At 59.5% G+C, this 18,766-nt stretch carries 11 protein-coding genes; 3 read left to right on the top strand and 8 right to left on the bottom strand.

Going from position 1 to position 18,766, the window contains the following annotated elements; translation table 11 throughout:
• Positions 1–204: 204 nt before the first annotated feature.
• Complete coding sequence (locus MWU49_RS05485; RefSeq protein ID WP_246970787.1) at positions 205–2,526, bottom strand: hypothetical protein; 2,322 nt, start codon at positions 2,524–2,526, stop codon at positions 205–207.
• Positions 2,527–2,996: 470 nt separating this feature from the next.
• Between MWU49_RS05485 and MWU49_RS05480 the strand changes: the two genes are divergently transcribed.
• Positions 2,997–3,623 (top strand): TetR/AcrR family transcriptional regulator, encoded by a 627-nt coding sequence (locus tag MWU49_RS05480; RefSeq protein WP_246969168.1) that lies wholly within the window; start codon positions 2,997–2,999, stop codon positions 3,621–3,623.
• Between the two features lie 121 nt (positions 3,624–3,744).
• Here MWU49_RS05480 and MWU49_RS05475 read toward each other — a convergent pair whose 3' ends face one another.
• Together MWU49_RS05475 and MWU49_RS05470 are read right to left on the bottom strand one after the other, a co-directional pair.
• Positions 3,745–4,635, bottom strand: coding sequence for an OmpW family outer membrane protein (locus MWU49_RS05475; protein ID WP_246969165.1), 891 nt, complete (start codon positions 4,633–4,635; stop codon positions 3,745–3,747).
• A 10-nt stretch (positions 4,636–4,645) separates the two neighbouring features.
• On the bottom strand, positions 4,646–4,843 hold the full coding sequence (locus tag MWU49_RS05470; RefSeq protein ID WP_246969162.1) for a hypothetical protein: 198 nt from the start codon (positions 4,841–4,843) through the stop codon (positions 4,646–4,648).
• Here MWU49_RS05470 and MWU49_RS05465 point away from each other — a divergent pair.
• Positions 4,827–5,711: an AMP-binding protein gene (locus MWU49_RS05465; protein WP_246969157.1), complete on the top strand. Its 885-nt coding sequence runs from the start codon at positions 4,827–4,829 to the stop codon at positions 5,709–5,711. The genes MWU49_RS05470 and MWU49_RS05465 overlap by 17 nt on opposite strands.
• Before the next feature lie 105 nt (positions 5,712–5,816).
• Positions 5,817–7,466 carry a lipoprotein insertase outer membrane protein LolB gene (locus tag MWU49_RS05460; RefSeq protein ID WP_246969154.1) on the top strand — a complete coding sequence of 550 codons (1,650 nt, stop codon included), beginning with the start codon at positions 5,817–5,819 and terminating at the stop codon, positions 7,464–7,466.
• Between the two features lie 135 nt (positions 7,467–7,601).
• On the opposite strand, the gene MWU49_RS05455 is transcribed toward MWU49_RS05460, so the two are convergent.
• The 5 genes from MWU49_RS05455 to MWU49_RS05435 form a co-directional block, all read right to left on the bottom strand.
• Positions 7,602–8,432, bottom strand: a complete 831-nt coding sequence (locus MWU49_RS05455) for an ion transporter (RefSeq protein WP_246969151.1) — start codon at positions 8,430–8,432, stop codon at positions 7,602–7,604.
• A gap of 144 nt (positions 8,433–8,576) precedes the next feature.
• Positions 8,577–10,514 (bottom strand): exodeoxyribonuclease V subunit alpha, encoded by a 1,938-nt coding sequence (gene recD / locus MWU49_RS05450; protein WP_246969148.1) that lies wholly within the window; start codon positions 10,512–10,514, stop codon positions 8,577–8,579.
• Between the two features lie 186 nt (positions 10,515–10,700).
• Positions 10,701–14,324, bottom strand: coding sequence for an exodeoxyribonuclease V subunit beta (gene recB / locus MWU49_RS05445; protein WP_246969146.1), 3,624 nt, complete (start codon positions 14,322–14,324; stop codon positions 10,701–10,703).
• Complete coding sequence (gene recC, locus MWU49_RS05440) at positions 14,321–17,692, bottom strand: exodeoxyribonuclease V subunit gamma (RefSeq protein ID WP_246969144.1); 3,372 nt, start codon at positions 17,690–17,692, stop codon at positions 14,321–14,323. Before recC ends, recB begins: the two co-directional genes overlap by 4 nt.
• A gap of 258 nt (positions 17,693–17,950) precedes the next feature.
• The gene (locus tag MWU49_RS05435; protein ID WP_246969142.1) at positions 17,951–18,649 is read right to left on the bottom strand and encodes a LysE family translocator; all 699 of its coding nucleotides are present in this window, start codon (positions 18,647–18,649) and stop codon (positions 17,951–17,953) included.
• Positions 18,650–18,766 lie beyond the last annotated feature (117 nt).

Raw genomic sequence — 18,766 nt, 5'->3', positions numbered from 1 at the left:
CAAGCACGCTCCCACAAACTGCGGAGTAACACCCTCTCTGCGCAGTGAGGAAGGCCACTGCAGATTTCCATCCCGGATCCTCGGGGTTCTTATCTTTTGCGTGTGGCGTGATGCGTGAAGCGTGTTGCAGCCGCAGAGCGGCAAAAAAACCCGCACAGCTTGCGCTGTGCGGGTTTCTTTTTCTGCATCAATGCAGGGGCTGGATTACAGGGTCTTCATGTATTCCATGATGGCCATGCGTTCTTCGTCGGTGAGGACGCTGTTGAACTCGTGACCTTCGTTGCCCTGGCTGTACAGGATGGTGTTGTAGATCTTGCGATCTTCCACCTGGGCGTTGGTGATGGTCGGCGGCGCCCAGATGTTCCATACCAGGATCAGGTTGTCGAACAGCACGCCGAGGATCTCCTGAGCCAGCGGGGTGTTGCGTTCGTCGTTCGGATCACAGGTATAGCCGGGGGTAACGGCCGGGTTCCAGAAGGTGCGCCATTCACAGTCGATAATGTCGTACTTCCAGCCCAGCTTGCTCTTGTCGTAGGCACGTTCGAAGTTGGTGTCGAAGCCCATGGTCACGTTGCCGTTGTTGTACCAGGGGTTCTTCATCTTCGGTGCAGACTCACGACGCCAGATGGTCGGGCGATCTGACGGCTTGAGCAGGCTCCAGACATCCGGAATGGCGCCATTGTGCAGGTAGGGTGCGGTCGCCCACACACCGTACAGCGGCGGTGCCAGATAGCCCAGTTCACGGTCGCCGCGCAGGCGTTCCTGGTTCTGTGGGCCACAATCGTTTTCGGTGCCCTTGGTCGGCGGGTAGCCGAAGAAGTTCACGGAACCGGCACGCTGCATGCTTTCGTTGTTGGTTTCCCAACGCACCGCATCGGTACCAATGATGCGCTGCGGCACGATGTAGGACGCCACCCCTTCCAGAGCCGGATCGGCCAGGAAGTTGGGATCGTTCACATAACGCGGAGAGTAAGCACCGTGACAGCTGGCACAGGAACCGTTCCCTTCGGGGCGGTCAATGGGGTTGTCGCGATCCGGGCCCCACATGTCCAGCTCGTGGAACAGCACGGCACCTTCTTCTGCCAGTGCGGTGTCGATTTCGGCCGGATACTTGGGCGCTTTCAGGGTCTCGATCCAGGCGTTGATCGGCGGACCAGCCTTGCGCATGTAGTCCTGGCCAGCTTCACTCAGCGGACCAAGCACGGCGCCAAACAGACCGAAGATCGGGGTGTAGAACACCTGGTCCACACGGGGAGCGTCAGCCGGGAACACGCCATCGGCGAACTTCACCGGGCGGTGACCCAGGTTCCACCAGGCCGGGGTATCCATGGAGGCGGTGGAGCCGGTGTTGAGCAGGCCAAAGAAGTCCTGAACCGAGTAGAGCCCCTCATCCGGGAAGATGAAGGCCAGGTTCACATCGGAGGCGTTATTGGTGCCGCGACCATGGCTCAGGTTGGCGATGGTGGCCACGGAGGCCAGGTAGCCTTGCGGCAGTGCATCACGCAGGAACAGGTCCAGATCGGCCAGCGGGCTACCGCTGCCGAGGGTGTTGCCCATGCCTTCGTGCTCCACATTGCCACTGTGACAGGCGTGGCAGGTGATGCCGATACGACCGGACCAGGAGCCGTCCTTGAGGCGCATCTGGGTGAACATCAACGGCAGCTGGCCGGAGCCCCCATCGGTCTCGTTGGGGTCCTCGCCAAACAAGGGGTAGGGGTTTCGCTTGTCGCTGATCGGCGAACCGTAGCGTTCGGCAACGCGCTCGTCGTAGTCGTTCGGCTGGGCCACATAACCACCCCAGGACATCCACAGTCGGCGATACTGGCCAGCAGTCAGGGTGGAGATACCCATGGCGCCTTCCAGGGTGTAAGGCGTGGTACCGGCGAACAGGGCACCAACACCCTCGGAGCCGCCAGTCAGCAGGCGGCCGCCCCATTCGAAGCGTTCACGCAGCTCTCCACAGGTCTTGGCGTTACCCACTTCCTGTACCGCTTCCGGGTCCACATGACAGTTTTTCCAGTAGGCATTGAAGTGAACCGCCTTACCGTAGCTGACGCCTTCAGTGACCATGGAACGTGGGTCCACAGGCAGCTCGGCACTGTCCGGTTTTCCGTAACAGTAATCCCATACGGCCCAGCCGCCTCGGCTGCCTTCAGACAGCAGGGCGTAAGGGTCGTAATCATCGGGACGGTTATATACGTTGACCGGCGGCTCATCATGGTAGGGGTCTTCATAGCTGCCGTCATAGGGCGCAGGGGGTTCTGCGCCTTCGCCGGCAGAGTAGGATTCCTTCACCGCCACGTCTTCTGCCGACAGCTGAACGATGTCCTCGTTCGTGGGCGGCGCCAGGCTGGGGGCGGAATTGGCTTCCGGTGCCGTGCTATTACTGTCCGGATTGCTGTTGGCATTGGTGACAGGGTCTACGTCACCAGTACCACCGCAGCCAGTTGCCAGGGCAACCGCTGCGACCATCATGGCCAGCGTTTTCCAGCGCGGATGTATTTCCTGAGGGGATGGAGTCTTCATTGCACGCGTACCTCCGACATTGTTGTCGAACTTTATTTGTTTTTATTTCGGGATCCGTTGGCCTGCGGTGGCTTGTTATTGTCCTTGCCGCTGCCGGGATCTCACGGCTCTGCAGGCCATGATGTGTAGCGCATCATCGGGGAGGGGATGCAACTGTGATACAAATTATTCTTCGCGTATCATAGTTGCAATGGCGGTGTTTCTGAAGTGTGACTTGCTAGTCACTATCCAAATTTTTGTAGTTTGTATCTGTGCAGGTCGGGTTAAGCTTCAGTCTCGAGTTGGGCGTATATAAAATAAATCGAATTAAATACGCTTGTGCGCAGGCAGGGACGCTCCGGGAATGTGTTTTGTCCCCACGTGACAAGGCCTTGAGTGCCGTTACCGTTCACGTTTGAGTGAGTATTTGCTACCGTTACCGCCTTTATAAAAAAAGCTCTCAAGCGAACAAATATGCACATGGAGTCTAGATGTCACGGAACACCGCAGCCTCAAATGCCTTTCTGCAAGGAATTCAGTTGCCGGAGGGTGACAAGACCTATGTGAAAATTCTGGACGCGGGTCTGGAGCTGTTCATCGAATTCGGTCTGCGTCGAACCACCATGGAAGATGTGGCCAGCCGGGCCGGGGTAGGCCGGGCGACGGCCTATCGCCGTTTCGGTGACAAGGACCAGCTGATCCACGCGGTGATTCTGCGCGAGGCGAAACAGGAGCTGGACCGGATCGAGCAGGATCTCAAGCAGGTGGAAGGCGGCCTCAACAAGTTGCTGGAATCCTTTGTTCTGGCGGTGACCCGCGCCCATGCGCACCCGCTGTGGCGTCGCCTGCAGACTTCCGATACCGAAATCATTCTGCCGTTCTTTACCCAGGGACTGTGGAAGATGATGGCGTTTTTCCGTATGTATCTGGCCACCATGCTGGAACTGGTCAAAAAGGAAGAAACCATCAGCGACCTGTCCACCGAGTTTCTGGCCGAGCTGATGCTGCGTCTGATGCAGTCCATGCTGCTGTCGCCGGAAGGGGTGATGAATCCCTCTGATGAGGCATCCGTAAGGAAAGTGGCAGAGCAGTGCCTGCGGCCCCTGATGGCGGGCTGATTACCTCTGTCACAAAGGCGGCATGTTGCGTGTTGCTGATGCATGCCCTAGCCGCAGCGCGGCACAAAAAAAGACCGGCGGGCAAGCCCGCCGGTCTTTTTTGTTTTCCGGGGCACAAGCCCTAGAAGGTGAAGCCGATACCCAGCGTATAGGCCATCACGTTGATGTCCGCGTTGTATTCCACGTCGCCCACTCTTTCGTAGGGGATCTGCGGAATGCCGGGGGCCTTTACATACATGTCTGTCACCGTGGCTGACACGTCCGGGAAGGTGATGTACTTGGTATCGAATGTCACCCACCAGTGCTTGTCCAGGTGGAAATCGATACCTGCCTGGGCAGCCCAGCCGAACTTGTTGTCCACCTCGATATCCGGCTCACCCAGCGCCGTGGCGACAGGGTTGGTTACCTCGGTATCAAAGGTGAACAGGTAGCCGAGACCGGCACCGAAATAGGGCTGTACACGATTCTCCAGACGGAAGCGCTTGACCAGGGTCACCAGCGGCGGCGCGGCCTTGGTGGTGGCCACTTTTTCGCCCAACGCAGGAACGCCTGTGGGGATGCCATTCACCTCCGGTACCAGGGGCTCATTGGCCAGCTTGCCTTCAGCCTTGAGCTCCAGGGTTGGCGGTGTGGAGGCAATCAACTCCACAGACCAGCCTTTGCCCCAGGGGAGCTTGTAGCCGAGGATAATCCCCGGCAGCAACAGTGGATCGGCGGCGGTTTCACCTTCCAGATAGTGAGGGCCGGGGCCGCCCAGGGCGGTCTCGGCTACTTCACTCAGGTTCTTGGCCTGGATGTAGTTGGTCTTGATGTCCGGAGCAAAGTACATCGCCCCAAAACGGAAGTAGAAGCGGTCTTCCCCGGCAAGATCACGGACAAAGTCCGAACGGGGATAGTCGACACGCACGTCATCGTATTCAGGAATGGTTCGTTCCTGCGCCATCAGTGGGGCGCAGAGCGCCAGGCCGGCGGCGAGCGCCGGCAGGCGCAGAACAGTCTTCTTGCTCTGCATGTTGTTGTCCTTATTGAGCGTTGCTTTCAGGCAGTTTTCGGGCACGGGACGGCAGGTTCATTACCTGCAGGCTTACCTTCTCTGCCGGCAGCAGCAGATCGGCCTCACCGGCGCTGAGATCAATCAGATCCGGGAAAAGCTCAATCCCAAGTGTCGCCTTCACATTGTTCAGGTTGGTGACTTTGAGGGTAATGCGTACCGCTTCCACTTTCCTGCTGATTCCGGATCCCCGTGACATTGATCATTTCGTCAATGAAATGAAGGCCCGTACCCCGACGGTACTGGCGGCAGTGCCTGCGCTGTATCAGATGCTGTGTGCCAATGAGACCTTCAAGGGGCTGGATTTTGCCGGTCTGCGCATGGCCATTTCCGGTGCCGCACCGTTTGCCAAGGAAGAAGTACAGAAGCTGGAAAGCGTGGTGGGTGCAGGAAAATTCTGCGAAGTGTACGGCATGACCGAAACCAGCCCTGTCATCACACTGAACCCGGCATCCCACTTCAAGGAAGCCCACGTGGGCATCCCGCTGCCGGGTACCGATGTACGCATTGTCGACGCGGAAGATGGCGAGACTCTGATGCCGCTGGGCGAAGCCGGTGAAATCATTGCCTCTGGTCCGCAGGTGATGCAGGGCTATCTGGAAATGCCCGAAGCCACGAAGAAATCCCTGCGTGAAATTGACGGCAAGATCTGGATGCACACCGGTGACGTGGGTGTGATGGATGAAGACGGCTTTGTCCGTGTCTGCGATCGCAGCAAGGACATGTTGATCGTCGGCGGTTACAAGGTGTTCTCTGTAGAAGTGGAGAGCAAGGTACAGAGTCTGCCATGGGTGGCCATGTGCGCCGTGGTAGGTCGTCCTGATACCAACCGTCCGGGTAATGATGTGGTTCAGCTTTACATTCAGCTCACCCCTGATTGCGAAACCAGCGAGTCTGATCTCAAGGATGAGCTGCAAACTTTCTGCCGGGAAAACATGTCGCCCTACAAGGTGCCGAAGGAAATCTTCTTTATTGATGCCATTCCGCTGACATCAGTAGGCAAGATTGACAAGAAAGCACTGCGACAGCCCGCATAAACGTTGCTGGGAGAGCCCTGTGGCAATTCACGCCCGGATAACCGGGATGGTTGATTTGTCACCGGGCTTTCTGTCAGCGAAATGACAACAATACGAGAGGCTGACATGAGTCGTTTTCTTTTTGCCAATGGCAAGGTGCTGTTACTTGCCCTGTTCCTGGTACTGCAAGGCTGTTCTTCCATGAAGGAGTCCAGCTATGTTCCAAAGTCCCCGGAGGGGATGAGTGAGTGGCGGGTAGAGGGGAAGCTGGAGCTGTACACCGACGGTGATAGCAGCAAGAGTTATTTCTACTATCAGCAGATCGATGAGAATTATGAGCTTGGTTTGTTGATGGATGAGCGCGTGGGCGATCCCCGGGCGATCATTCGAGGCAATGTGTTCGAGCCAGGCAGTGAAAGTGTCGATGTCATGGGTGGCGCTGACGCCCAGGAAGTGGCTGAACACCTCAAGGCCAACATTCTTGCCGGCAACCTTTCCTACTGGTTGCGTGGTCTGCCTGCCACCGAGGCTGCCGAAGTCTACAAGGATGGCAGCTATGAAGTAGACCGGATTGAAGAAGCCGGCTGGAATATTTACTACCGCGACTATATGTCACTGCAGGGAAATTATCGTCTGCCTTCAGACATCAAACTGAAAGGTGACGACAAGAGCATGCTGCTGAAGATGGTGCGCGGTGATACCGGCTATCTGGCGCATCCCTGTGAGCAGGGTGTCAGTGATGAGCAGGTAGCTGCCAGTTCTGATCCTGCTCCGGGTGGCGATGTGGTGTCTCAGCTGGTGCCACGTGATGGCAGTGCTCCCTTGCCGCGCTGGATCAACGAAGTGGATTTCTGTCGTCAGCTGGCAAAGATTCACGGTGACAAGATGCCGAACCCCCGTGAAGGTCTGTATGGCCCGGATTCCATGATGTGGAAGGTGACGGGGCTGGCGTTGCCCTCCGGTTTTGGTGCGGGTCGTGCGTTGCTGCTGCAGGTGGCTCACCCCTGGGTGACAGCGGGGATTGATGAACATTCAGTGGTCCGTGATGATCCACTGGGTCGCGCGCGCCGGACCTTCTACCATATTTCCAACATGGTTTATGGCAGCACTTCCCAGGCCATGACGTCCGCCAATCAGGTGCGTGACATCCATGAGGAAATCGAGGGCCAGGTGACCGAGCAGGCGGGTGCGTTTGACCGTGGCTCCGAATACCGTGCCAACGAGATCAACGCCATGATCTGGGTGCATGCGACGCTCTGGGAAACCAGCATGCACATGTATGAGGAAATGATCGGCAAACTGACCCAGGAAGAGAAAGATCAGTACTACGAGGAAACCAAACTGTTTGCCATGCTGTTCGGGATTCCTGAGAGTGCACTGCCGGCAGACTGGAACGAGTTCATGGCCTACAACGAAGCCATGTGGGCCAGCCCTCAGCTGACGGTTACCAATAACGCCCTGCAGCTGAAAAAGGATCTGTTCGATCCCAAGTCGTTCTGGATGATCATGCCGCTGTGGGGCCAGGAAATCATCACCGCCGCAGAGCTGCCGCCGCGTATCCGTGACCAGTACAACATGAAGTATGGTCTGTGGCAGAAGCTCAATTACGGCTGGATGCGTGCCGGTGCATGGACCATGGCGGTGCTGCTGCCCAAGAGCATGGAGCGCCACGCGATCTATCGTGAAGCGGAAGCTCGTCTGGACGGCAAGCGCCTGGGGGGTTACAACCAGTGGTTGATCGAAGCCTTCTTCGACAAGGAACGCATCGTAAACTGACCGCCGCAGAACGGCCCCAAAAAACCGCGTCATAAATGGCGCGGTTTTTTTTTGCCGCTCTGCGGCCGCATCACGCATCACGCAACACGCAACACGCAACACGGGAAAGGCAAAACCCGAAAGGTGCCGTGACCATTATCCCTTGTTTCTGGATTGCACCAATCGGGTGAGCTCGGCCAGTTCTGTCTGGATTTCCGTCAGCTGGCGGGTCATACGTTCTCTTTCACCGTGGGCCTCTTCCGCCTGTTTGGCGTTTTGCTCCTCGCTCATGACTTCCAGAATGGCGCCGATCATCATATTCAGGAAAACGAAGGCGGTGAGGAAGATGAAGCTGAGGTAGTACAGCCAGCTGAGCGGATAGCTCTCCATGGTGGCGTACATGACGTCGGTCCAGTCTTCGAAGGTGGCTACCCGGAACAGGGTAAGCATGGAAATGGCCACATCGCCCCACAGGGTTTCATCGACGCTGGAGAAGAACATGGACCCCATGGCCGCGTAGATGTAGAAGATGATGAACATCAGCAAGGCAATGTAGCCCATACGCGGGATCGCCTTGATCAGGGAATTGATCAGGAAGCGCAGTTCCGGCACCACCGATACCAGACGCAACACCCGGAAAACCCGTAGCAGGCGGCCCAATAGCACGACCTCGGCATTGTCCATGGGAATCAGGCTGCCGATCACCACCAGGGTGTCGAACAGATTCCAGCCATCCAGCAGAAAGCGTTTCTTGTCCGGGTGAACGCCAAGCCGGAACAGGATCTCCACCAGAAAGAACACCGTGATGGCACTGTCGAGCACCGCCAGCGTGTCGCTGAACAGGGGCGGCAGGGTATAGGTGTTGGCGCCGATGGTCAGTGCGGAAAGGATGATGATGGCAATAACTGCGCCCTGAAAGAGTTTGCTGGATTCAATTCGGCGCAGCTGCTCCAGGGTGGATAAGGAGCGGGTCAATTCGGTCGACATGAGGTGGTCTGGTTCCGTTTGCAATGTGGCTGAACAGAGGTCAGAGCGAATTCTAATCGCCCGGGCCTCCGGGCAACAGCACCTGTGAGAGCCCGAATGGTGATCGTGTGGAGCAGGCAAGGCGCCAGGTCGCGCCTTGCCGGCTCAGTCCTGCAGTCGCTGGGACAGCCCTGAGGCTCGCCAGGTGGCTTTATTCACGGCACTTTCCCACACCCCCGGCGGACCATATTCCAGCAGGGTGAAGGATTGTCTGGCACGCGTCACGGCGGTGTAGATCAGCTCACGGGTGAGCAGCGGGTGGGGGGCATCCGGGAGTACCAGCAATGTATGCCGAAACTCCGAGCCCTGGGATTTGTGCACTGTCATGGCATACACGGTTTCCATCCCGTCCAGCCGCGATGGCAGTACCCACTTGATGCGGCCATCGGGCAACTGGAAGGCCACGCGCAACGGACGCTGGCCATCCGGCCCGCTTTCCCCGGGCAGAGTCAGACCCACATCCCCATTCATCAGTCCCAGCTGATAGTCATTGCGGGTCATCATTACCGGCCGGCCGGCATACCATTCCCGTTCCGGCGCCAGGTTGTGTTGCTGCAGGTAATGGGTGATGCGCTGGTTGAGTTGCTCGACACCGAAATAGCCAGTGCGCAGGCCGCTGAGTAATTGTTGGTGGGTCAGCTTGCCGAGTAGCCGCCGGGCCCATTCATCAAGCGCGTCATTCTCGGCGGGGGGCTGGACCACATCGGCGAATAGACTACGGAGGCCGTCATGACCGGCACTGCCTTCCACCAGCAGGCTTTCCAGCTGCTGATCGTCGGCCTGCAACCGTCGCCGTTGCAGGCTGCCCGGGAAATCGCGGAAGCTTTGCTGGCTGGCGGCACTGTCCGCGCCATTGATGGCGTTGGCCAGGGTACCGATCCCCGGGCTGTCCTTGGAGCGCCAGTTGGTGCGCAGCATGGCCGTGCACTGGGCCAGCCCGGTCCCAGGCTGGGCGGCTTTTTCAGCAAAGGGAGAGATATCCGCATCACAACTGTGTTTCACAAAGTCGAGGGTGTCTTGTTGGTAACGTCCCTCACTGGCGTGGCGGCAAAGATCGCCCATCACCGCCCCGGCTTCTACGCTGGCCAGCTGGTCCTTGTCCCCGAGCAGGATCAGTCGGGCATGGGCGGGTAGCGCGCCGAGCAGGCAGGCCATCATGTCCATGTCGATCATGCTGGCTTCGTCCACCACCACCAGGTCGGCATGCAAGGGGTTGTGGGCGTGGTGGCGGAAATGCCGTGAATCCGGCCGGGTGCCGAGCAGTCGGTGCAGGGTGGTGACCTCGGTGGGAATGCCGTTACGCACCTCGTCCGTCACGGGCAGGGCCGCTACCTGGTCGCCAATCGATTCTGTCAGGCGGGCCGCCGCTTTACCTGTTGGTGCTGCAAGGCGGATACGCAGCCGCTGGCCCTGTGTCATGGCCAGGCTTTGCAGCAGGCCCAGCAGCTTGACCACGGTGGTGGTCTTGCCTGTGCCCGGGCCGCCAGTGATGATGCCGATGCCGCTGCGGCTGGTCAGGGCACAAGCCACCTGCTGCCAGTTGGTGTGGTTATCTTCACCGGCAGGGAACAGGGCCTGCAACGGGCCATGCAGATCCTCGGCTGTCAGACCGGATGGCGTGGCCAGCCGCTGGCGGATGGCTTCGGCCACGGCTTTTTCCTGGGACCAGTTGCGTTTCAGATACAGGCGTTGATCGTCCAGCACCAGCGGGGTGCTGCCGTTGTCGCTGACCAGCGGACTCTGTGCCAGCGCCTCGAGCCAGTCCCGGGGATGGCCGGGCAGTAATTCCTGCACATTCTCCGGAGGGCTGGTCCCCCACAGCTGTTGCTCCAGTCGATCATTGCCCAGATCAATACACAGATGGCCGCTGGCCTGCTGGTTGCTGGCCAGTGCGGCCAGCATCAGCACAGTATGGCTGGCGTCGCGACAATGCTGTTCCAGAAAACGGGCAACCGCCACATCCAGATCGCGCAGCTGATTGTTGTCACGCAGTTGATCGAGGGCGTCTTGCCAGTGGAGGGTGGTGAACATGTCAGATTGCATGGCAAGCCCTCCAAGGGTATGAGCTACAAGCTACAAGCTTCAAGCTGCAAGGCGGGGAACAGGCAGCCGGGATTTGATAAGCCATGCCCGAGTTCGCATTTCCGTGAATCGCGGATAAAAAGGCTGGGGGGCGGCTAAAGACTTGCCCGTGTTGTAGCTTGTAGCTTGCAGCTTGAAGCCCGCAGCTCATCTTTCACCTCCAAACATCGCATCCAGCCTTTCGATCAGCCCGGTCTCCGGCCGGTCGAATACGGTGCCGGCGGCCGGGCCCTGCATGCCGCGCAGGAATACATAAACGGCGCCGCCAAGGTGCTGGTCCGGATCATAGTCTTCGCCAAGACGATGCTTGAGCAGGCGGTGCAGTGCCAACAGGTACAGCACGTATTGCACTTCATAGCGCTTGTCGAGAATGGCACGGGTCATGGCGTCGCGGGTGTAGGCGTTGTCATTCACCCCCAGCCAGTTGGATTTGTAGTCGAGCACGTAGTATTTACCCTGATGCTCGAAGACCAGATCGATGAAGCCCTTGAGCATGCCGTTGAGGGTATCGGCTTCCAGCCGGGGGCGGGAGATATCAGGATGGATATGACTGCGAATCTGTTCATCCAGTGCCGCCACGCTGACCTGGCTAGCGGGTAGCATGAACTCCATCTCGGCCACATACAGGGCCATGTCACGCAAGGCTACCGCGCCTTCGGCCAGCGGCAGCGGCGTCTGCACTGCTACCTTCCACCACTGCTGAATGACGGCAAGGTGATCCTGCCAGCCGCGGGCCTGCAGCTTTTCGTCGAGGCTCTGCTCGAATGCCTCCGGGGCATTCAGGGTGGCGACAAAATCCTGATTGGCTGCCTGCTCGAGAAAATCATGCAGCAGGGTGCCTGGTGCCGCGCCACGGGGGAACGCATGGATAGTGCCGGGTAACGGTGGCTGCTCCGGTTCGGCCTCGGGATCCGGCTGCTCTGCCAGTTGATCGCTACGCGGGTCGGCAGGGGCAAGCGTTTCCTGTACGTGTTTGAGTGCACTGTAGCTGGCAATCCACCAGGGGGTGCGGGAGTGTTTCGGTGGCAGTTGCGCCGGTGTCAGCGTCAGCTGCTGCTCAGTGGGTTGGTAGCTGTCATCGTGACTTTCCGGCGCAGCCATGATGGTCACGCAATCACTGACAAAAGGTTGTAGCTGGTGGTTCAGCTTGCCGTTCTCCACGCCATCACCAAACAGCAGCTGACCCACGGCACTCTTGTTCAGCTGGTTGGTCTTGTTGTTGCCCTTCACGTAAGGCGCAATGCCCAGGGTGCAGGTATGACAGGCCCGGGTTAGCGCCACATAAAGCAGGCGCATGTCTTCGGCCAGACGTTCCTCGTCGGCCTTGCGCTCCTCGTCAGCATCCGGTTCCAGTGACACATGCAGCCGGTCTGCGTCGTGATAACGCAGTGGTGGCTTGTTCTTGTCGGCGGGACGGAAACTGCAGATAAAGGGCAGATACACCAGCGGATATTCCAGCCCCTTGGACTTGTGAATGGTGATGACCTTGACCCGGTCATCATCACTTTCCAGGCGCAGGATGCTTTCCTTGCTGCTGTTGCTCTGCTGTTCGATGGTTTCTTCCAGGTATCGGATCAGGGCCTGTTCACCGTCCAGCTGGGTGGCAGTGTGCTGCAACAGTTCTGCCAGATGTAGCAGGTTGGTCAGGGCCCGCTCGCCATCCAGGCTCTGACTGAGCCGCACCGGCACATGAAAATCCATCAACAGGTTGCGCAGCATGGGCAGCACGCCTTGCTGCTGCCACTGCAGTCGATAGCCATGGAACTGTTCCACCATTTGTTCCCAGCGCACTTCATCCTGGTTGATGGCGTCCAGCTCGGCATAGGCCATGTCCAGCGCCGCACAGGCCAGCGCGCTGCGAACCCTGTTGTCGGAGGCCGGGTTGGCGCAGGCATGCAGGATCAATAAAAGATCGGCAGCTTCCGGCTGGGCAAAGACCGAGTCCTGATCAGACAGATAGACGCTGCGCACAGCGCGTTCCATGAGCGCATCGCGGATCGCTTTCGCTTCGGTACGGTCACGAACCAGGATGGCGATATCGTTGGGTTGCAGGGGGCGGAAATGGCCCCCTTTACGGAAACCGGTTCTTCCCTGCTCGGCGCCATTGAGCAGGTGGGTGATTTCAGTGGCGGCCCGTTCGGCCATTTGCGCTCGGTATTGCCCGGAGCTGACCGCCTTGTCACGATCATCCACCCACAGGGTGATGCCGGCGCTGACCTGACCATCGATTTCCAGCTGTTCCTTGCGGCCCTGTGCTTCCACTGGCTCAAACGGAAAGGGGCTGCCGGTCCTGGCCATGCGAAACACATCGCCGAAGCGCTCGTCGCTCTTGCTGAACAATTCGTTGACCGCGTTGACCATGGCCGTGGCAGAACGGAAGTTCTTGCCGAGGGTATGGTGGTTGCCAGTGGTTGCTTCGCGGGCCTTCAGGTAGGTGAATACATCTGCACCACGGAAGGCATAGATGGCCTGCTTGGGATCACCGATCATGAACCAGCCTGTGCCAGGCTGATCTTCATACACAGCGGAAAAAATGCCGTACTGAACGGGATCGGTATCCTGGAATTCGTCGATCAGTGCTACCGGAAACTGGTCGCGAATCACTGCAGAAAGGCGCTGTCCGTTGGCCCCTTCCAGCGCATCGCGCAGCCGGGTCAGCATGTCGTCAAAACCCAGCGTGGCGGTCTGCCTGCGTACCTGATCCACACGGCGGTCAATCCATGCGGCCACATGGGCAAGCAGGTCGGTGCGTGGTAGTCGGCTGTTGTCACGGCCGGCCAGCACCCGGTCCATGGTCTTGCAGAACAGAAAGTCCGGGCGATGTTCCTCGCCACCCTTGCTGAGCTTGAGGCCCTCTTCAGAAAACTTGTAGAGGGTGTCGTAATCCTTGTCGCGCAGCCCCTCGCCACTGGCATAGCGCTTGAGCACCTTGAGCATGCCGGGCACGCTCTTGCTCCGGTAGCTGTTGCCATTGAGCCACTTGTTGTCCTGCGCGGCACGCACCCATTCCAGGAAATCCGGCAGCACCTCGGCCAGTTGCTGGCGGGCCTGGCGGTCCAGCTCAGCCTGGGGATCCGTTGTCGTCAGCCACTGTTTCACGCTGTCGGGCAGCTGCTCCGGGTCGGCTTCCCGGAGTCCCAGCAGGGGGCGGGCTTCCTTGAGCAGGGTATCCGGGTTGCCCAGCTTTTCGCTTTGCAACTGGTTGGCGGCGCTGACCGGGAAGCGGGAAATAATGTTGCGCCAGTAGTCCCGTGCTGCCTGCAATTGTTCGTCGCTGGCATCTTCCTGCAGCTCCAGGCTGAACAGGCTGCCGGAGTCGAAGGCATGTTGCTTCAGCATGCGGTTGCAGAACCCATGGATGGTGTAGATAGCGGCTTCATCCATCCATTGGGCCGCGGCCTCCAGACGCTGGGCGCTCTGCTTACGTGCGTCGGGATCGGCGTAATCGGCCAGCAGTTGCGACAATACCGGGTCGTCGTCGGCGCTGGCGTCGGGGTTGGCGAAGGTGCGTGCCGCATCCGCCAGTCGATCCCGGATTCGTTCGCGCAATTCTTCCGTGGCGGCTTCGGTGAAGGTCACCACCAGAATTTCCGGCGGTAGCAGCGGTCGGTGGAAGGCGCGTTCCTCGCCGTGACCCAACACCAGGCGCAGATAGAGGGCCGCCAGGGTAAAGGTCTTGCCGGTACCGGCGCTGGCTTCGATCAGCTGGGTGCCGTGTAGAGGAAAAGTAATCGGCAGCGGCAGTGCCTGGTGTTCATGCTGCTCGCTCATACCGCGTCTCCCAGCTCGGCCCACTGGCTGTTGATGAAAAGGGGTTCGTAAAGTTGTTCGGTCCAGTGCAGGAAGCGCGGCTCACCATCGTGCTCCACTCCCCAGAGGATGTCGAAATCCGGCCAGGCCCGGGCCAGCGCCGGGTCATCCACTTCGCCATGGTTGAAATCGCTGCTGGTGTATTTGCGCTCCGCGGCTTTTCTGCCTTTCTCCTCGTCGTCCTCGGCCAGCAGGGCAAAGGCGCTGGCGCAGGCGATGGGAAGTGGATGACAGAGCGCCTCTTGCCAGGCGTATCCCAATTGGTCGAGGCAGCCCTGGGCGGCTTCGCGGGTGAGCTGAAGCAGGGTGAAGCGCCCATCCTGGCCCTGAATCCGGGTGGTCAGCGGCACCCCGGCTGCACAGGCGGCCAGATGAATCACCCAGTCCCGGGTCAGCTTGTCATGGCGTTTCTCCAGCTTGCCGGTATGCAGCACCAGCCGTTGCGGGTTGCCGCTGGAACCGCGCACATCCGTGAGCCAGTCTTCCAGCAGCAGGGGGCCCGCCTGCAGACGGATTTCCTGCTGGGGTTGCGGTTCACCCGCTTGCGCCAGCAGGGTGAAGTAATCATCCAGGGGCTCCGCCAGCGGCACCAGCAAGCTGTCGCGGCTGCCTTCCGTGAAGGGCGGCAGCGGCAGGTCGCCACTGGCTGCCAGTCGGTCCAGGCTGGCCTGCATGGTGGGCAGGGCGTGTTCTGCCCCCGCCCGCAGGGCTTCGCTGGCCAGTTGCTCCTGTAGTTGATAGCGCTGCAGGCCATCGAAGCCGAACGGCTCACTGTCGTCGAGGACGTGGCGATCCTGTTTCAGTTTGGCCTTCAGGCGTTGCTCGAAAAAATGCACCACCGGTTGCTTGAGGAATCGGCCCAGGGTACTGCAACTGACTGGCTCCTGGGTGGTCAGGGGCGCCAGCGGCTGATCGTTGTCAACGCGGGGGGCATGACCATCATGAAGGACGCGCCATTCGTTGGCGTAGGTGGTCAGGGCGTCATTGCGGGCATCAAAGTACTGGACGCTGAAGGGTTGCAGCGGGTGAGACAGGGTCAGGGCATCCACGGGCGCGTCATGTTCTGACTGCCAGCGCTGGTTAATGTGATCGCGCAGTTGCGCCACCAGCACCGACGGCGGCCGTTCACTGTTGTCGCGTACGTTACGGCCGGTCCAGCTGATATAGAGACTGTCGCGGGCACTGAGCAGGGCTTCCAGAAACAGGTAGCGATCGTCATCGCGGCGGGAACGATCGCCGGGGCGATACTGGCCCCATTGCCGCATCAGGTCGAAATCCATGGGCTGTTGCGGGCGCGGATAATCCCCGTCCTTCATGCCCAGTAGACAGACATGGCGGAACGGGATGGCCCGCATGGGCATCAGGGTGCAGAAGTTGATGCGACCGGCCATGAAGCGCTGGGACAGGCTTTCTGAATTGAGTGCATCCAGCAGCGGCCGGCGGGCCACGGTGAGTGGCAACGGCTTGTCGAAATCGGCTTCGGCACAGGCGGCCAGCCAGTCGTTGAGGGCATCACGCAGGCTGGCGTCCAGTCCCTGATCGTCCTGTTCCTGTGCATCGAACAGATCATCCAGAAGCTGGCTGAAACGTTGTTGCCAGACGGCCGGTGTAGCGTCATCGCGGCAGGCTCGCCAGTGACACTCGAGGCTGTCCAAAAGTTTCGACAGGCGCCCTGCCAGTTCGGCGCCAAGCCCGGCCACTTCGTCCAGCGGCTGGATATCACACCAGGCCGGGCCTTCGCCCATCAGGTAGCCGGCCAGCATGCGCTTGAGGCCAAAGCCCCAGCTGTTCTGTTCAAAACCGGGCACGTCGAGGGTGTGGCGCTGTGCACTGTTGAGGCCCCAGCGGATGCGCGCCTGGTCAATCCAGCTGGCCAGTTGCGGCAGATCACTTTCTTCGATGCCGAACCGCTGTCGCACCGCGGGGACATCGAGCAGATCAAGAATGTCGCTGGCGGTAAAGCGCCATTGCGGCAGATGCAACAGGGACTCCATGGCCTGGGCCATGGGCGAGGCGGCACCAGCGCTGCGGTCGCTGAGGGTGTAGGGAAGATAACGGGGATCGTCCCGTTCCAGCCGACCGAAAACCGCATCGATATAGGGCGCGTAGGCCTCGATGTCCGGCACCATGACGATCACATCCCGGGGCTGCAGGGCCGGGTCGCTGGCGAATCGTTTCAGCAGGGCGTCCTGAAGGATTTCCACTTCCCGTTGAGCGCTGTGCGCGATGGCAAAGTGCAGCGAGTCATCGGCCTGCAGTGGTGGGCGTTGGTCCGCTGCGGGCTGGGGCGCCAGATCGAGAATATCCTGCTGCAATTGTTGCAGCAGGGAGCCGGGCTCCTGCGTTTCGAACAGATCAATCTGGTTGTGGAAGGTGCTGCGATAGCTGTCCGGATCATCGTGATCATAAAGCAGACCGATAAAGTCGCGGCCCTGTTTGCCCCAGGCGGCGAGCAGCGGATTCACGCGGTTCTCCGGCAGCAGAGTCAAATGCCGTTTGCGCTCATCCAGCTGGCGCCTGAGCAGATGCCGGTCTTCCACGATATCGGCCCAGTAGTGCTGACAAGGATTCTGCACCAGCATCAGAATCTGGCAGTGCTGGCTGAGTGCCGCCAGCGCTTCCAGCGCCTGCTGGGGCAGGGCGCTGATACCGAAAATGATCAACCGGCGGGGCAGCCCCCGGGGAGCGTCTGCGTGCTTGAGGGCGGCAACAAAATCCTCATGGATAGCACTGCGGCTGAGCCCTTGCTGATCGTTGTCCATATCCGCCAGCAGGGCTCGCCACAGGTGGGCCTGCCAGCGCTGGCTATCAGGAAAATCATCGAAGGCATTACGGTCATGGGCCTTGCGCAACTGGTCGTTGCCCGCTTCCCAGTCTCCCAGCCAATCGGCGCGATACATCTGGTAGGCGTCGTAGAGATCCGCCAGCCGTTCAGCCAGCTGATGGCGCTTGCGACAGTCCTGGTCATCGGCGAGAAAGTGTCGCAGGGGACCGAAGTGGTCATCATCCAGCAGGGTCGGCAGCAGACGATACAGTCGCCACAGCAGCCGGGACTTGTCGAACGGTGAGGTGAGCGGCACCTTGTCCTGACCGAGCACAGTTCGATAGGCGCCCCACAGAAACCGGGCCGGCATCTGGAAACGCAAGCCGGCACTGATACCCAGTGCATCGGCCAGTTGCAGTTTCAGCCACTGGGCCATGCCATTGGACTGCACCAGGAAGGTTTCGGTTTCCAGCGGCGCCAGAGGCTGGCGTTGCAGCCAGTCCGTCACCACCTCGGTGAGCGTTTCCAGACGGTTGCTGTGCAGCACCATCAGCCCGTTTTGCATGGATCATCCTTGCGCGAATGTGGGGTTTTGCGAAAAGACTAGCCTAAGGGAGAAGGGCTCCGTGCGCTACATCCCAAGCTTGTCCCGGCGCTTGAAATGTCAGTATGCCGGCAGGGCAGGACAGAAACTGTCGTAGCGGATTGAGGAAAGTCAGAAGTGAGTTGCTAGTGACGAGTAACGAAGATTTAACCCGCGTTTGTGCCCCGGGTTTTGGCTTTCGAAACTCGCTCCTCGTGACTCGTCACTCTGTCAATATCGCTACATCACACTCAACCACCAGGGCTCCTGTTGCACTGGTACCGTTATCGTCTCGTCAGATTGCGCCCCGACAAGCGGCTGGCGGTCGGCTTCGTTGGCTTGCAACCCGAAAGTGGGTACCAGTGATGCCACCAGCAACAGGGCCATGGTGCGATTGAACAGCTTCAGGCGCTTGCCTTCTTTAAGCCACTGCTTTAGCAGGGCACCGAACAGACTCCAGCTACTGATCAGTGGCAGGCCTATCAACAGAAAGGCCCCAGCCACTATCGCCACGCTGACATTGAAGTCTGCAGGATCGGTGAAGGTGGCCACTCCCGTCAGGATCATCATCCAGGCTTTCGGGTTGACCCACTGGAACAGGGCCGCCTGGAGAAAGGTAAAGGGTTGTGCCTGTGCGGTGCCACTGTGAAGGGCTGTGCTGCGTACCAGTTGCCAGGACAGGTAGAGCAGGTAAGTGGCTCCACCCACCCGGAGCAGGGTGATGGCTTGCGGAAACTGGTTGAGCAATTGGCCCAGGCCCAGGGCGACACAGACCAGAATCACCTGACAGCCGATAGCAATGCCGAAAATATGCGGCAGCGAACGGCGGAATCCCGCGTTGGCTCCGGAGGCCATCAGCATCAGGTTGTTGGGGCCCGGGGTCGCCGTCATCACGGTCACAAAGCCGATCAGGGCCAGCAGCTGTTCCGTACTCATCATGTGCTTCCTGCGTTGGGGAAAGGGATAACAGTCAGAGTAGGTGGACAGTGTTAAGCAATACAGATATAAGAAAATTAAATTGATGCAGCACAGATGTTTTTGTGAGTAATCTGTGCT

The sequence above is a fragment of the Alcanivorax sp. S6407 genome, from assembly GCF_023016115.1.
GTDB lineage: Bacteria > Pseudomonadota > Gammaproteobacteria > Pseudomonadales > Alcanivoracaceae > Alcanivorax.
Note: the sequence above shows the minus strand (reverse complement) of the source record. Positions and strands in the feature narration are given on the sequence as shown.

What these genes read in the sequence shown, in the direction of transcription:
- MWU49_RS05485 (WP_246970787.1), bottom strand. Translation starts at nt 2,526, where the DNA reads ATGAAGACTCCATCCCCTCAGGAAATACATCCGCGCTGGAAAACGCTG.
- recD (WP_246969148.1), bottom strand. Translation starts at nt 10,514, where the DNA reads ATGCAATCTGACATGTTCACCACCCTCCACTGGCAAGACGCCCTCGAT.
- MWU49_RS05460 (WP_246969154.1), top strand. Translation starts at nt 5,817, where the DNA reads ATGAGTCGTTTTCTTTTTGCCAATGGCAAGGTGCTGTTACTTGCCCTG.
- MWU49_RS05435 (WP_246969142.1), bottom strand. Translation starts at nt 18,649, where the DNA reads ATGATGAGTACGGAACAGCTGCTGGCCCTGATCGGCTTTGTGACCGTG.
- MWU49_RS05455 (WP_246969151.1), bottom strand. Translation starts at nt 8,432, where the DNA reads ATGTCGACCGAATTGACCCGCTCCTTATCCACCCTGGAGCAGCTGCGC.
- MWU49_RS05480 (WP_246969168.1), top strand. Translation starts at nt 2,997, where the DNA reads ATGTCACGGAACACCGCAGCCTCAAATGCCTTTCTGCAAGGAATTCAG.
- MWU49_RS05475 (WP_246969165.1), bottom strand. Translation starts at nt 4,635, where the DNA reads ATGCAGAGCAAGAAGACTGTTCTGCGCCTGCCGGCGCTCGCCGCCGGC.
- MWU49_RS05465 (WP_246969157.1), top strand. Translation starts at nt 4,827, where the DNA reads ATGCGTACCGCTTCCACTTTCCTGCTGATTCCGGATCCCCGTGACATT.
- recC (WP_246969144.1), bottom strand. Translation starts at nt 17,692, where the DNA reads ATGCAAAACGGGCTGATGGTGCTGCACAGCAACCGTCTGGAAACGCTC.
- recB (WP_246969146.1), bottom strand. Translation starts at nt 14,324, where the DNA reads ATGAGCGAGCAGCATGAACACCAGGCACTGCCGCTGCCGATTACTTTT.